At 65.2% G+C, this 13,683-nt stretch carries 16 protein-coding genes and 1 rRNA gene; 7 read left to right on the forward strand and 10 right to left on the reverse strand.

The window, feature by feature from the left end; translation table 11 throughout:
• The 6 genes from EGH23_RS06615 to EGH23_RS06640 form a co-directional block, all read right to left on the reverse strand.
• Window positions 1-201: ribosomal RNA gene (locus tag EGH23_RS06615) — 16S ribosomal RNA — on the reverse strand; the annotation flags it as partial.
• 553 nt (window positions 202-754) lie between these two features.
• Window positions 755-1,051 (reverse strand): translation initiation factor eIF-1A, encoded by a 297-nt coding sequence (locus EGH23_RS06620; protein ID WP_162319023.1) that lies wholly within the window; start codon window positions 1,049-1,051, stop codon window positions 755-757.
• 123 nt (window positions 1,052-1,174) lie between these two features.
• Window positions 1,175-1,411, reverse strand: coding sequence for a UPF0058 family protein (locus EGH23_RS06625; protein ID WP_220579238.1), 237 nt, complete (start codon window positions 1,409-1,411; stop codon window positions 1,175-1,177).
• 516 nt (window positions 1,412-1,927) lie between these two features.
• Window positions 1,928-2,080: a hypothetical protein gene (locus EGH23_RS06630; protein ID WP_220579239.1), complete on the reverse strand. Its 153-nt coding sequence runs from the start codon at window positions 2,078-2,080 to the stop codon at window positions 1,928-1,930.
• A 72-nt stretch (window positions 2,081-2,152) separates the two neighbouring features.
• Entirely contained in the window at window positions 2,153-3,001 is an 849-nt protein-coding gene (locus EGH23_RS06635; protein WP_220579240.1) for a beta-keto acid cleavage family enzyme, read from the reverse strand.
• Complete coding sequence (locus EGH23_RS06640) at window positions 2,998-3,195, reverse strand: hypothetical protein (RefSeq protein WP_220579241.1); 198 nt, start codon at window positions 3,193-3,195, stop codon at window positions 2,998-3,000. The genes EGH23_RS06635 and EGH23_RS06640 overlap by 4 nt, the downstream gene beginning before the upstream one ends.
• A gap of 124 nt (window positions 3,196-3,319) precedes the next feature.
• On the opposite strand from EGH23_RS06640, the gene EGH23_RS06645 reads away from it, so the two are divergent.
• Both EGH23_RS06645 and EGH23_RS06650 read left to right on the forward strand, forming a co-directional pair.
• Window positions 3,320-4,288: a ring-cleaving dioxygenase gene (locus EGH23_RS06645; RefSeq protein ID WP_220579242.1), complete on the forward strand. Its 969-nt coding sequence runs from the start codon at window positions 3,320-3,322 to the stop codon at window positions 4,286-4,288.
• Window positions 4,285-5,505 carry an iron-containing alcohol dehydrogenase family protein gene (locus tag EGH23_RS06650; protein ID WP_220579243.1) on the forward strand — a complete coding sequence of 407 codons (1,221 nt, stop codon included), beginning with the start codon at window positions 4,285-4,287 and terminating at the stop codon, window positions 5,503-5,505. Before EGH23_RS06645 ends, EGH23_RS06650 begins: the two co-directional genes overlap by 4 nt.
• 15 nt (window positions 5,506-5,520) lie before the next feature.
• On the opposite strand, the gene EGH23_RS06655 is transcribed toward EGH23_RS06650, so the two are convergent.
• Window positions 5,521-6,942 carry an FAD-dependent oxidoreductase gene (locus EGH23_RS06655; RefSeq protein ID WP_220579244.1) on the reverse strand — a complete coding sequence of 474 codons (1,422 nt, stop codon included), beginning with the start codon at window positions 6,940-6,942 and terminating at the stop codon, window positions 5,521-5,523.
• Window positions 6,943-7,081: 139 nt separating this feature from the next.
• Between EGH23_RS06655 and EGH23_RS06660 the strand changes: the two genes are divergently transcribed.
• Window positions 7,082-7,438, forward strand: a complete 357-nt coding sequence (locus EGH23_RS06660) for a winged helix-turn-helix transcriptional regulator (protein WP_220579245.1) — start codon at window positions 7,082-7,084, stop codon at window positions 7,436-7,438.
• A 487-nt stretch (window positions 7,439-7,925) separates the two neighbouring features.
• Here the strand turns inward: EGH23_RS06660 and EGH23_RS06665 are convergent, their stop codons facing one another.
• On the reverse strand, window positions 7,926-8,102 hold the full coding sequence (locus EGH23_RS06665) for a DUF7331 family protein (protein WP_220579246.1): 177 nt from the start codon (window positions 8,100-8,102) through the stop codon (window positions 7,926-7,928).
• A 467-nt stretch (window positions 8,103-8,569) separates the two neighbouring features.
• Between EGH23_RS06665 and EGH23_RS06670 the strand changes: the two genes are divergently transcribed.
• Both EGH23_RS06670 and EGH23_RS06675 read left to right on the forward strand, forming a co-directional pair.
• Window positions 8,570-9,757, forward strand: a complete 1,188-nt coding sequence (locus EGH23_RS06670; protein WP_220579247.1) for a sugar-transfer associated ATP-grasp domain-containing protein — start codon at window positions 8,570-8,572, stop codon at window positions 9,755-9,757.
• Window positions 9,758-9,815: 58 nt separating this feature from the next.
• Window positions 9,816-10,679 (forward strand): SDR family oxidoreductase, encoded by an 864-nt coding sequence (locus EGH23_RS06675; protein WP_220579248.1) that lies wholly within the window; start codon window positions 9,816-9,818, stop codon window positions 10,677-10,679.
• A 32-nt stretch (window positions 10,680-10,711) separates the two neighbouring features.
• Here EGH23_RS06675 and EGH23_RS06680 read toward each other — a convergent pair whose 3' ends face one another.
• Window positions 10,712-11,002, reverse strand: coding sequence for a HalOD1 output domain-containing protein (locus tag EGH23_RS06680; protein WP_220579249.1), 291 nt, complete (start codon window positions 11,000-11,002; stop codon window positions 10,712-10,714).
• Between the two features lie 211 nt (window positions 11,003-11,213).
• On the opposite strand from EGH23_RS06680, the gene EGH23_RS06685 reads away from it, so the two are divergent.
• Together EGH23_RS06685 and EGH23_RS06690 are read left to right on the forward strand one after the other, a co-directional pair.
• On the forward strand, window positions 11,214-11,624 hold the full coding sequence (locus EGH23_RS06685) for a CoA-binding protein (protein ID WP_220579250.1): 411 nt from the start codon (window positions 11,214-11,216) through the stop codon (window positions 11,622-11,624).
• A gap of 121 nt (window positions 11,625-11,745) precedes the next feature.
• A complete protein-coding gene (locus EGH23_RS06690; RefSeq protein WP_220579251.1) occupies window positions 11,746-13,206 on the forward strand; it encodes a lipase maturation factor family protein in 1,461 nt (486 codons plus the stop codon).
• 47 nt (window positions 13,207-13,253) lie between these two features.
• On the opposite strand, the gene EGH23_RS06695 is transcribed toward EGH23_RS06690, so the two are convergent.
• Window positions 13,254-13,649, reverse strand: coding sequence for a thiol-disulfide oxidoreductase DCC family protein (locus EGH23_RS06695; RefSeq protein WP_220579252.1), 396 nt, complete (start codon window positions 13,647-13,649; stop codon window positions 13,254-13,256).
• Window positions 13,650-13,683: the final 34 nt, after the last annotated feature.

Consider the following 13,683-nt stretch of genomic DNA (forward strand, 5'->3'; position numbering starts at 1 on the left):
AGCGCCGGAACGTTTCCAGCTCTCGGCACTCCAGCGTGAGAGCTGTATCCGCTATTGGCCTCAGTTTCCCGAGGTTATCGCGGTCTGTAGGGTAGTTTGGCCACGTGTTACTGAGCTATATGCCACGGGTCTAAACCCGTGCGACTAGCATGGCTAAATCGGACTCCGATAGCAATGGCCTCCGGCAGGATCAACCGGAATGTGCTGATATACATCAGCGGCGGAAGTGGTTGCACTCCGTCGGAAGCGTAACCCATCGACTCCTACGTCGATGGTGACTACTGTATGGGTCCGTGGGCTCACATCAGATTCCATCTTGACGGCGGACCGCAGGGGTGGAATCCTCATGGGTTATGGTCCGCCGCACGTTCGCGGCGGGCCGTGTCACCCCGGGCGACCCGGGGCGACCTTCGCATTTCATCCGATGGGAGGGGGACATATAAATGACTCGTCTCAGAGCCGCCCTGTGCAGGCCCCACACGCCGCACACGTAACGTGAAGCCATCACACGAAGAATCGCAATGCAGCACCGGTACCTGACTAAAAGAGGTAATATATATGAACTATACTGTTTTCTGATACGACTCGGTTCGGTAGCGAGCGGACCTACAGAGGGCTAGTAGCTCTCCAGAGAGCTACGTACACGGCACGCCCGCACGTTGCGGGAGGGGCGGTCGAGGACAGCGAACCGTGCGCCACTGCTGGTAGAACCAGTCGCTACGAGACTACGACGCGTGACTGCAAAATAGGTCTATCAGGCGGTCAGGGAGTCGATGTGGCCCTCGGCGCGGAGCTGGTCCGCGTCCTGGCCCTTGTATCGCCACTCGATGTTGGCTTTCTCGTCCTGCCAGTCCCACGGCTCGGCGAGGACGATGTCGTCTTGTTCGATCCACGTCCGGAACTTCATCCGACCGGGGATGCGGCCGAGGCGAGTTTCGCCGTCCTCACAGCGGATGCGAACGTGGTTGCCACCGAGGTGTTCAGTTACGACCGCGAACAGTTCGTCGTCTGTGGGCATGCGGAGGTTCCGTCGCCCTGAATCTTCACTCACAGGTGAACTACGGTTCCGAACCGTATAAGTGAACTGAGAGTTCCGATACCGTGTACCACGCGAGGCGGAAATAGCAGGAGCTATTGGGTTTGAAGGGCGTCTGTGGGAGCTACTCGAGAATGCTCAGTCGGCAGTGAGCGTGAGCGGTTCGTCGCTTTCGGCGGCCATATCCGACGTGAGTCCGTCTGCGAGCGCGAAGACGGCGTCTTTGTGGTCTGTCTTCGACTTGTGGATCGAGGTCGGCTTCACGCCGAGTTCGGCGTACTCGTCGTGTTTCACTTCCGAGCCCGTGTCGGCTTCGTAGCTGTGCTGTACCTGTGCGAGCAGGCTGTGAAGGTGGATGAGCTCCTGCTTCTTCATGGATAGTACGGGCTAATAGACGAGGGGTTATAGTATTATCTTGCCACTTGTTACCAAGATAAGCCCGAAGGGCGCTCTGGAGCGCTGTTCCGCTACTTTGCGTGTATCGTCACTGGTCAGCGACGACACCGGGCGTCGGGGCCGAAGATTCGAGGCATATCGTACTCATCTCGGTGGCATCTCCGACGAACCTTCACGGTTCGATATCGAATACGTTCGTTCTCGTGACCGCGGGACCGACTTGCAGGATTTATCGTCCGGTTGCGTTCGTGTCTCCGCCGTTCTCGGTACATCCGTTGTGCATAAACGACCACGACAAAATATCAATATACAAACACTTTTCAACGTCGGGCGCAAACAGAGAGCTACCATGAACTGGAAACACCCTCGAAACGAGACGAAAGCGGCATCGAAAGAGCGCGAGACGGAGAGCGGAACGCGATGGTCGTTCATCGCCGCTGCGAGCCTCGTCGCGTAAGCTACTCGGCTTTTGGCGATAGATCGAATCGCGGTCCGTTATTTTTCGACGGCGTCGTGTGGCGCGACCGGCCCGTGCGTGGGACAGGCACCGGCGATCGGCGTGGCGTTGAGACAGCAGTGTCGCCGTCCGGTCGCTACGAGACCGGTCGCCAGCGGTTCGTCACAGCGCTTGCAACGCAGTTCACCCATACCGTCAGTTGGGCCCGTCAGATCGTAAGTCCTGTCCCAACCATTCGGCGATAGCGACGCTGAATCTCGATCTCAGCCGTTCAGACCGAGTAGCGAGCGGGTCTCGTCGGTGGCCGCGATCGGGCGACCGAGCTCCTCGGCGAGGCGGGCGACCCGTTCGACCAGTTGCGCGTTGCTCTCGGCTGGTTCACCGCGACGGTAGTAGACGTTGTCTTCGAGGCCGACGCGGACGTGTCCGCCGAACAGGAGCCCCATCGCCGCGAACGGCAGTTGGTGCCGTCCGAACCCGAGCGTGTTGAACAACGCATCGTCGGGCAGGTCACCGATGGCAGTGAGGAAGTTCTCCGGGCGCGGGCGCGTGAGCGTTCCCGGCCCGAAGATGAGCGTCGCGTAGACCGGATCGGCGAGGTCCCGGCGGTCGAGTAACCCGTAGAGTTCGTTTCGGTGGCCGTCGTTGAACACCTCCAGTTCCGGTTTGATACCGCGGTCGATCATCTCGGCGTGGAGCGAGTTCACCAGTCCGCGGGTGTTCTCGCTCGTGAGATGGTCGTAACGGTTCAGGGGCCCCATGTCGAGCGAGGCCATCTCCGGCGGCGGGTCGGTCCGAAGCGGGAGGTGCCGGTCGGCGTCGGGCGCGCCGGTCCCGCCGGTCGAGTGCTGGATTACGACGTCGTCGGTGTGCCGGCGAACGGCGTCGTCGATCGCCTGAAAGCGCTCGGTCTCGAAGCTCCGTTCCCCGTTCGGCCGGCGCGCGTGGAGGTGGACGACCGACGCGCCGGCGGCCTCGACCGCTCCCGCCGCCCGCCCGATCTCCTCGGGCGTCTCCGGGATATTCGGGTTTGCCTCCTTGCCGTGGACGCCGCCGGTCAGCGCCGCGGTGACGATGACCGGGTCGCCGGCGAGATAGTTTTCGTAGCTCACTCGTCCTCACCGCCCGATTCGACGTGCGCGCGGTATATCTCGCAGTCGCGTTCGTGGTCGAGCGCGTACCGGTCGTTGCAGATGTCGGCTCGCATCGGCTGAACGAACTCGCCGGTGACGGTACAGAACGCGCGAGCTGTATCGAACGACCGCTCGCCGTCTCGTTCGCTGTACTCCAGGTACGGACAGGTCATAACGTGGATACCAGGGCGTTCGTGTTAACCGTTCACTCGTCGCTGATGACGTAGTTACGCCCGCGTCCCCGGGTGACCTCGGAGTGAGGAAAGGGACACAAGCCGCGACGTCGTAACCGAACGTATGGCACCCGACATACCCGGGCTTCACCACGTCACGGCCATCGCCGGCGACCCACAGCGAAACGCCGACTTCTACGTCGGCACGCTGGGGCTCCGGTTCGTCAAGAGGACGGTCAACCACGACGACACCGGCACGTATCACTTCTACTTCGGCGACGGCGAGGGGACGCCCGGCACCAACATCACGTTCTTCCCGTGGACGAACCAGGGGCGAGAGGGGCGTTTCGGCGCGGGCCAGACGCAGGACACCGCGTATCTCGTTCCCGAGGACTCGGTCGAATACTGGACCGAGCGCCTCGACTCACACGGCGTCGCGGTCGAGCGGACCGAGCGGTTCGGCGAGACGGTCCTGCAGTTCGAGGACCCCGACGGCATCGGCCTCGAACTGGTCGCGGCGGACGCCGAAACGGACGCGGTGTCGTGGGTCGACAGCCCGGTACCCGAGGAACACCAGCTACGGGGTTTTCACAGCGTCACGCTCGCCGTTCCCTCGGTCGAACCGACCGCGGGACTACTCACCGAGATGTTCGGCTACGCGCACGAGGCGACCGAGGGCGACCGTCACCGCTACCGGAGCGCGGCCGGCGGGTTCGGATCGGTGGTCGACCTCGTCGAGACGGACGACGACTACGGGCAGATGGGCGTCGGCACGGTCCACCACGTCGCGTTCAGAGCCGACGACGTCGAGGCGCTGGAAGCGTTCCGCGACGAGTACCTCGAACGGGGGTTACGTCCGAGCGAGGTCATCGACCGGGTGTATTTCCACGCGCTGTACGCCCGCGAACCGAACGGCATCCTCTTCGAGATCTCGACGATGGAACCGGGATTCACCGCCGACGAGTCCCTCGACGAGCTCGGCTCCTCGCTCGCGCTCCCGGGATGGGTAGAAGACGAGCGGAAGACCATCGAGCGACAGCTCCCCGACTTCGACGGACCGACGATTCCAGACGGGAGCGAGTCGGCGGAATGACTGACACAGTCGCGGACGACCGGGCCGCGCCCTTTCGCTTCGAGTACGACCCGGCCGCGCTCCGCTACGGGCCGAACTGCGTCGCCGACCTGGATTCGGAACTGTCCGCCCACGACGGGAGCCGAGCGCTCGTCGTCACCGGATCGACCGTCGGCGAGACGGCGGCGGTGATGGACCCCATCGAGGCGGGGCTCGGCGACCGGCTCGCCCGCGTGTTCGCCGAGACGACGCCGGCGAAGCGCCTCGGGACCGCTATCGACGCGTTGGCGGCGTTCCGCGAGAGCGGCGCGGACGCGATCGTCAGCGTCGGCGGCGGCAGTAGCCTCGACGTGGCGAAGGTGCTCGCGGTGCTGGTAGCGGCCGAGCGCGAGCCGGGAGCGGTCGGAGCGGAACTCGTCGAGACCGGAACCATCTCGGTACCCGAGACCGGTCTTCCACCCATCGTCGCCGTCCCGACGACGCTCGCCGGGGCGGACCTCACGATGGTAGCGGGCGTCACTACCGACCCCGAGACCTGTCCCGTCGAATCGTCAGTGAGCGGCGGTATCTCCGACCCGAAGTTGATGCCCGCCGCGGTGTGTTACGACCCGGAACTGGTCGCGACGACGCCTCGAAGCGTCCTCGCCGGATCGGCCATGAACGGCTTCGATAAGGGCGTCGAAACGCTGTACGCCCGCAACGCCACGCCGGTCACCGACGCGACGGCGATGCGCGCGCTCTCCCTGTTACGGGAGGGACTGCTCGCGTTCGGGGACGGCGAGGAGACGGACTGGGTGTACCAGACCCTGACTCGCGGCCTCGTGCTCGTCCAGTACGGCATCTCCCGAGCCGGGGGAACGACGCTCTCGCTGATTCACTCCTTCGGACACGGCCTCACGCGCACGTACGACGTCCAGCAGGGGGCCGCCCACGCCGTCGTCGCCCCGCACGCGCTCGACTACCTCTTCGACCGCGTCGACGGCAGGCGAGACCTCCTCGCGGACGCGTTCGGCGTGGCCGACGCGGAAGACCCGGCAACGGCCGTCGTCGAAGCGGTCGCCGACGTCGCCGCGGCGCTGGACCTCCCGACGCGCCTCCGCGACGTCGACGGCCCGTCCCGCGAGGAGTTCCCGGCGGTCGCCGAGGCAGTCTTGTCGGACTCGTTCATGGCGAACGCGCCACCGGGATTGGACCCGACGCGCGAAGATATCGAAGCGATACTGGACGCCGCGTGGTAGCCTGCGCTCTCGCTCTCAGTCTAATTCGCCCCGCAGGACCTTCGCCGCGACGAGGACCGGGTCCCAGACGGGGCTGAAGGGCGGCGCGTAGGCGAGGTCCAGTCGTTCGAGTTCCGCGACGGTGAGGTCGGCTTCGAGCGCCGTCGACAGCGTGTCGACGCGGATCGCCGCCCGGTCGCGGCCGACGAGAGCGCCGCCCAGAAGTCGCCCGGTCCCCCGGTCGGCCGTCAGCGTCACCGTCGTCTCGTCGCCGCCGGGGTAGTACCCGGAGCGCGACCCCGCCGTAATCGTCGTCGAGACCGGCTCGAACCCGGCATCTCGGGCAGTCTCGTCCCCGACGAACCCGACGCGACCACACTCCAGTTCGAGCGCCTTGACGACCGCCGTTCCCGCCACGTCCCCGACCGGTTCCGGATCGCCGGCGACTGTCTGCCCGACGGCGCGCCCGGCGCGGTTGGCCGTCAGCCCCAGGGGCACCCACGTCGGTTCGCCGGTGACTGCGTGGCGGTCCTCGGCGCAGTCGCCGGCGGCGTAGACGTGCTCGACGCTCGTCCGGCCGTATCTATCCACGGCGACGGCCCCCGACTCGCCCAGTTCGACCGGCGTCTCTGAGAGCAGTTCCGTGTTCGGTTCGATGCCGACGCCGACGAGCGCGAGGTCCGCGGGGACGCGCCCGTTCTCGTGGACGACGGCCTCGACGCTGTCCTCGCCGGCGAGCTCGGAGACGGCGGTATCGAGGTGGAGCTCGACGCCCCGCTCGCGGAGGTGGTCGGCCACCCGCTCGCCGACGGCCTCGCCGAACGGCGGCAGGAGGTGCGAGGAGCGCTGGAAGAGGTGCGTCTCCAGCCCGTGCGCGTGGAACGCCTCGGCCATCTCGATGCCGACGTAGCCGCCGCCGACGACGGCGACCCGTTCCGGCGGTTCCCGGTCGGCGTACTCCTCGACGAGGTCGGCGTCGACGTACTCGACGTCGGTGTCGACGGCCCGCTCACCGGGAGACGATAGCGCCGCGCGTACCGCCGCCGCAGAGTCCAGTCCGTGCATCGTGAAAGCCATGTCCAGCCGACTGCCCGGTATCGGGTCGGTGACCGCGCGCGCACCGGTTCCGACGAGCAGGTCGCCATACGGCTGTTCGAACGACTCGCCGTCTTCGTCCGCTACGACGACTGTCTTCGCATCGGTATCGACGCCGACGACCTCGTGTCCCCGGCGGAGGTCGATCCCGCGGTCTTCGATCTCGCCCGGCGACAGCGAGAGGAGGTCGGTGAGTCGGGCGACCTCGCCTTTCACGTAGTACGGCGTCCCGCAGTGCGCGTAGGAGACCCACCGCCCGCGTTCGAAGACGACGACGTCGCCGTCCGGGTTCTCGCGGGCGAACTTGCTGGCGGCGCTGAGACCGGCGGCGTCGCCGCCGACGACCACGAATGGCGCTGACATGGGAGGGCTGTCGGCCGCTAGCTACGTAACTCTTGAGCGAATCGGGGCGCGATCGTCGCCGACCGCAGCGAGGAGTGGTTACTACTCGTTAGCCAGTTACCACGGGTAACGATTAGTCGCCGCGGCGAGTACTGGGCGTATGAGCGACTCGTCCGAGCGATTGGAAGTCTGGTGCGCCGGCGAAGAGTGGTGTCCGATCACGACGACGGCGACGCTGGTGGGAAAGAAGTGGCACCCGGTCATCGTCCATCGGCTGCTCGACAGCGGTCCGTCGGGATTCAACGAGTTGAAAGACGACGTGGACGGCATCTCGTCGAAGGTGCTCTCGGACAGTTTAGAGGACCTCCAGGAGAAGGGGCTCGTCGCGCGGGAAGTCATCAGCGAACAGCCCTTCCGCGTCCACTACTCGCTGACCGACCGCGGCGCGTCGCTGGAACCGGTCATCGCCGCGATGGCCGAGTGGGGTGCCGAACACCTCCGTGCGCCCGAACAGTGACGGCGGCGCTCACAGGTGCCGACCTCCCACGGGTCCCGCCGACGGACCGGCGTGCAACGGAGACCGTTTCGACCGTTCGATTATACCCCTCATAACTCGCTCTCGGGAGAGTATCATCGGATGAAACGCGGTGAGACGGTCGAAACGATGCGAACGTAACCGGGGGGCCGAGCGACGCGGCGCGCGAACGAAAAGACGAGAGACAGACTGCCACCGAGCGAGAGCCGAGTCCGGGGTCAGTCGCGTGGACCGTCGTCGTCCCGACGAAGGCTACGAAGCGTCAATCGGCCTCCGCGGAAAACGATCGCTCGAACCCGGGCGGCGGTCGCCGGCCCCGTCCGACGCGGCCGCCGCTGGCCGGAGACCGTTTGTCTCGCCCGCGGGGCGCGGGCGAGGAGAGAAGACGCGCCGATGCGTCGGTCGCGATTACTGGATCGGCGGGGTTGCCGTGTCGGTAGCGGGCGGTGTATCTCCCGCGGAGCCGCGATTACTGCCACTCGTCGAGACTCACGGAGACCGGGGACTGTATCCAGGCGTCCTCGATCTCGATGTCGTAGATGAGGGAGTCCTCGCCGGTGGTGACGTGTTGGTACCGGTCGAAGCTCTCGGTGTTCGGGCCGGTCGTCGCGTACCTGTCTTCGGTCTCGCTCGTGTTGGTGGACATCTGTCGTGACTACGTCTACAGCGGGACGCACCATTACTATCTACCGGCTATACCGTCTTAGACCCCGGGTAATCAGGTACTTACCATATATTTGCGGGCGCAGTTGAGCGGGACAGAGGTGTCGCGGTAGTGGCTCTGGGGGTACCGTCCGTCGTCACGTTGGGCCCCGGTCGATGGGAGACCATCGTTCCGCTCGGAGATCGGACTTCCGAGCGCGCGTGCTCTGGATACCGCGGCAGTAACGGCGCGTTCTAAGCCCGACCGGGGTTAAAGACGAAGCTATCGCAGTCATCGGTTAGCCTCCGTGACTCGCGTTCTCCCGAGGTTCACTTTACCGCGTCGTCATTTCGGAAAGTAAAATAATATTGATATTAGATAATCAGGAGAGGGCGCTACGGTATTTCCGATACGTGACTATATACCATAATAATAACACTTAATGCAGTCCGCTATCAGTTTCCGAGAGAATGTCCCCCGAGTCCACGTCGCTCGCAACCCGCGCGATAAAGCGGTCGTTCCACGGTGTGAAGTCCACTTATCAGTCCCTCTCTACCCGCATCAACGCGACACTCGCGATGGCGAAGATCGAGTTGAAGACCGGGCGGGGGGTATCGATCCCGATGAGTCGCCGGTTGTGGCTGTGGCGTCGCGGGTTCACCAGCCGGTTCGACGGCCTGTTCGACGTCACCGAGGGGAACTACGACCAGTATCTCTCCGACTATCAGGAGTTCCGCTCCTACGACATCAACGAACCGTGGAAAGACGAGATGGACAACAAACTCACCGCACATCTCCTCATGCTCCCGTTCGAGGAGCACCTACCGACGCTGTTCGGGGTTTTAGAGGCGGGCGAGGTTCGACGCCATCCCGCGTACGAAGGGCAGTCCGAGACGCCGGCCCTCGACGACGCTGCGGCTATCGAGCATTTCGAACGGTACGACGCGCGGACGTACGTCGATACGCTTCTCGAAGAAGAGGACGCCGTCGTGCTGAAACCGCTTCTCGGGTCCGGTGGTCTGGGCGTGTACGTGGTCCGGACCGACGATACCTCGGGCGGTTACCTGATAAACGGGTCGACGTACACCGAGGAGCGCTTCGACGAGCTCCTCGACGAGCTGGAGATGTACATGGTCACGGAGTTCTCCGAGCAGTCGGCGTTTCTCGACGAGCTCTTTCCCGACTCGGCGAACACGATCCGCGTCGTGACCATGTGGGATTACGAGGCCGACGAACCGTTCATCGCGTGGGCGCACCTCCGCGTCGGCACGGAGGAGTCCGCGCCGCTCGATAACCTCAGCCAGGGCGGAATTCAGGCGGGAATCGATATCGACACCGGAGAGATGCTCTACGCCGCTAAGATAGGCGATAAATCGCCGCCGATCGGCGTCGACTGGTACGACGAACATCCGACGACCGGGGCCCGTCTCGCCGGCCGCACGATTCCGCACTGGGAAGCGGTCGCGGACGGGATCACCGAGATGGCCGAGGCGTATCCGCAGTTCCCGTACGTCGGTTGGGACGTCCTGCTGACCGACGACGGGTTCGAGATACTGGAACTGAACTCCTCGCCCGGGATGATAAACACCCAGATCGAATCGAAAGTCCTCGACGAGCCGCGCGTCAGACGGTTCTACGAGCGCCACGACGTCCTATGACTCTTCGAGGCTGAGAGTTAATGTCCGTCGGGACGACCCTCCGATCGAGTGATGTCCCGTGACTGACTCCGAGTTCGACCTCAGCGCACCCGAACTGACCGCGACGGATTTTCTCGTCCTCGACGACCCTCACTTCACCGCAGACACCGTGGCGCTCGTCACCGGCGCGGCCTCCGGGATCGGCCGCGCGACGGCCGTCGCGCTCGCGGCGAACGGACTCACCGTCGTCGGGGCCGACGTCGACGCCGACGGACTCGACGGGACGGCCGACGTCGCCGCGGATTGCGGCGTTCCCGGCACGTTCCACGGCGTCGAAACCGACCTCGCGGACGACGAGGACGTCGAGGCCGTCGTCGACGCCGCCGCCGAAGAGGGCGACGTCCGTTTCGTCGCCAACATCGCGGGGATGCAACACATCGCGAGCATCCCCGAGTTCCCGATGGAGAAGTACGACCTCTTACTGGACGTGATGTTGCGCGCGCCGTTCAAGGTGGCACAGGCGGCGATGCCTCACATCCGCGAGACGGACGACGGCGTCGGTGCCATCGCGAACATGTCTTCGGTCCACGGCCACTACGCCACCAAGGACAAGCCGGCGTACATCACCGCTAAACACGGCGTGAGAGGGTTGAGTCATTCCATCGCCGCAGAAGGCGAGGGGACGCTGCGCGGGTTCTCGGTCAGCGTCGGTTACGTGCTGACGCCGCTGATGGTCGACCAGATCGAGGACACCGCCGAAGAGCGCGGCATCTCCGAGCGAGAAGTCGTCGAGGACGTGATGCTCGGACAGGCCCGGACGAAGGAGATGATGACGCCGGCGGAGGTCGCCAACCTGTTCGTCTTCGGGTTCTCGAATCACGCAAAACATCTCAACGGCGCGGACCTGCTGTTCGATGGGGGGTATACGCATACCTACGAGTGACGCGAGTAGCGACCGATCGGTCGACGCGCCCGTTACTCCCGCGCTTGGACGAACAGATAGCCGGAGCTATCGACAGTCACCCTCACCTGTTCGTAGGTGAACGATACCTGCACGTCGGTGTCGAGATCGGTCCTGCTGAGTAGCGCGTTCAGCGCGTCCGCTTCGACGTACTCGTTCAGCGGCGGGAGTTCGTTCGCCGCGCGATTCGTCTCCGCCGCGACCGCGTCCGTGATCGCCGTCGTCGGTTCGTCGGTCGCCCCCCAGCCACCGCTGCTCGATCCGTCGAAATCGCCGATGTCTATCTCGATCTCGTCGTTTGCCATACTGTAGTCTCGCCACACGTTTGTCGCACCGCGAACTCCGAAACGTCCCGCAGTCCGAGTTGAACCGCCTACTGCTTAGAGGGTTGTGCAGAAATGGGGCCGAGTAGGCATCAGATCGTCATAATTACTTTGCGAGAGGTTTCCAATTAGGTTCCGCTAGCCCGGCCGTCCCGCCGCATCTGTTTTGTCCGCCCGCGGCCTACGCTGTCGTATGCCCGTCACAGACGACGACGAACTCCGCGAGATATTAGAGCTGAACCGCGTCGCTGTCGTGGGGTGTTCGGCCACGTCCGGTAAGGACGCCCACGAGATACCCAAGTACCTCCTCGACCAGGGGTACGACGTAGTCCCGGTCAACCCCTTCGCCGACGAGATATTCGGTCGGGAAGCGTACGACTCGCTCGCGGACGTCCCCGGCGAGATCGACATCGTGGACGTGTTCCGGCCGAGCGAGGAAGTCAGCGAGATCGTCGACGCCGCGCTGGAACGCGACGACGTGAAGGTGATCTGGCTTCAGTTAGGTATCCACGACGACGACGCCGTCGCGCGCGCCGAACAGGCGGGCCGCCGCGTCGTGCAGGACCGCTGTATGAAACCGACCCACCAGCAACTGAAGTCGTAAGGGAGCGTTCCTACCGGTTACCCCACGTTCGGCGGACCAGTTCCGCGGCGGGGCTGGCGAGGACAGTCCCGGACGCGGACTGACCGGTATCCCTAACAGCGTCGCGGAGTCACCACCGGACATGGTCGAGTGGCTTCCCGAGAGCTACTGGCTCGTTCGGTTCCTCTTCCAGCGGTCGCTCGCGGTCATCTACCTCCTCGCCTTCCTCGTCGCCGCCACGCAGTTCCGGCCGCTGGCCGGCGAGAACGGGCTCCTCCCGATCTCCCAGTACGTCGAGCGGAGCTCGTTCCGCGAGCGGCCGAGCCTGTTCTACTACTATCCGAGCGACCGCGTCATCGGTCTCGCGGCGTGGACCGGCGTCGCCCTCTCCGCGCTGGCGCTCGTGGCCGGCCCCTACTGGCTTCCGACCCCCTACGCCGTCCCGGCGTCGATGGCGCTGTGGCTCGTCCTCTGGGGGCTGTATCTCTCCTTCGTCAACGCCGGCCAGACGTTCTACGGCTACGGCTGGGAATCGATGCTGCTCGAGACCGGCTTCCTGGCGGTGTTCCTCGGGGCCGGGCCGAGCGGCCCGCCGGTCGTAGTCGTCTGGCTTATCAAGTGGGTGCTGTTTCGCAACATGTTCGGCGCGGGCCTCATCAAGATGCGCGGCGACGACGTCTGGCGGAATCTCACGGCGATGGACTACCACTACGAGACCCAGCCGATCCCCAATCCGCTCAGTTGGTACGTCCACCACCTCCCCGACCGCTTTCACCGCGTCGAGGTATTCGGTAACCACGTCGTCGAACTCGCGGTGCCGTTCCTCTACTTCGCCCCCCAGCCGTGGGCCTCGGTCGGGGGCGCGGCGACGATCGGCTTTCAGGGGTGGCTCATGCTCACCGGGAACTTCTCGTGGCTGAACGCGCTGACCATCGTGCAGGCCGTCGCCGCGTTCAGCGACGGCGTCCTCACCTCGCTCGTCCCCGTCTCCGCGCCGACGGCCGCCGACCCGCCGCTGTACCTGCAGGTACTCGCTATCGCGCTGGCCGTCGTCGTCCTCGCGCGTAGCGTCCGTCCGGTCAAGAACATGCTCTCGGAGACACAGGTGATGAACACCTCCTTCGATCCGCTGTCGCTGGTCAACACCTACGGCGCGTTCGGGTCGATAACCCGGGACCGCTACGAGCTCGTCGTGCAGGGGACGACCGACGAGACGATCACCGAAGACACCGAGTGGCGGACCTACGAGTTCGAGGGCAAGCCCACGGACCCGACACAGCGACCCCGGCAGGTCGCGCCTTACCACCACCGGCTCGACTGGCAGCTGTGGTTCGCCGCGATGCGCCGGTCGCCGCGTCGCAGCCCGTGGTTCCCCGCCTTCTTGGAGCGGCTCCTCTCGGCCGACGAGGCGACGCTGTCGCTGCTCGCCGAGGACCCCTTCTCGGGGGCCGCACCCGAACACGTCCGCGCGGTGCGCTACCGGTATCGGTTCACGACGCCCGAGGAGCGACGCGAGACCGGGGAGTGGTGGTCGCGCGAGCGCGTGGGCGCGTACGTGAGTCCCGTGAGTTCCGACGACCTGCGGCTGCGGCGGGGCCGCTGAGCGATCGCGGACGCGCCGCGCGCGATTCGTGACGACGGGTCGGCGATTCAGCGCTCCCTGGACCTCTCACGCCGAGCCGGCGGCGTCTTCGAGAGCAGTTTCCCCAACGTGCCGCGGTTGTCCGCCACCCAGCGGTACCCCCGTTCGCGGAGGTTCTCGTACTCGCCGAACTGGCCGAGGAACTCCGCGACGGGACGGGCCGGCTTCCCCGTCTCTGTCCTGACGAGCGCCGCCTCGATGGAGGCCCCACAGGAGTAGACCCGGTCGTCGGTCACCAGATGCGAACACGATTCGTACTCCTCGGGCAGGCGCGCGCGGAGGCTCTCGTCCTCGCCCAGTTCCGAGAAGCCGACCAGTCGCAGGTCAGACCGCGCTTCGATGAACTCGGCCCACCACGTACAGAAGCCGCAGTCGTCGTCGTAGACGAGCGTCGCGTCGCTCATACTCGGACGGAGGGACGCCAGCCCCAAACCACTT

The sequence above is a fragment of the Haloarcula nitratireducens genome (genome assembly GCF_019599505.1).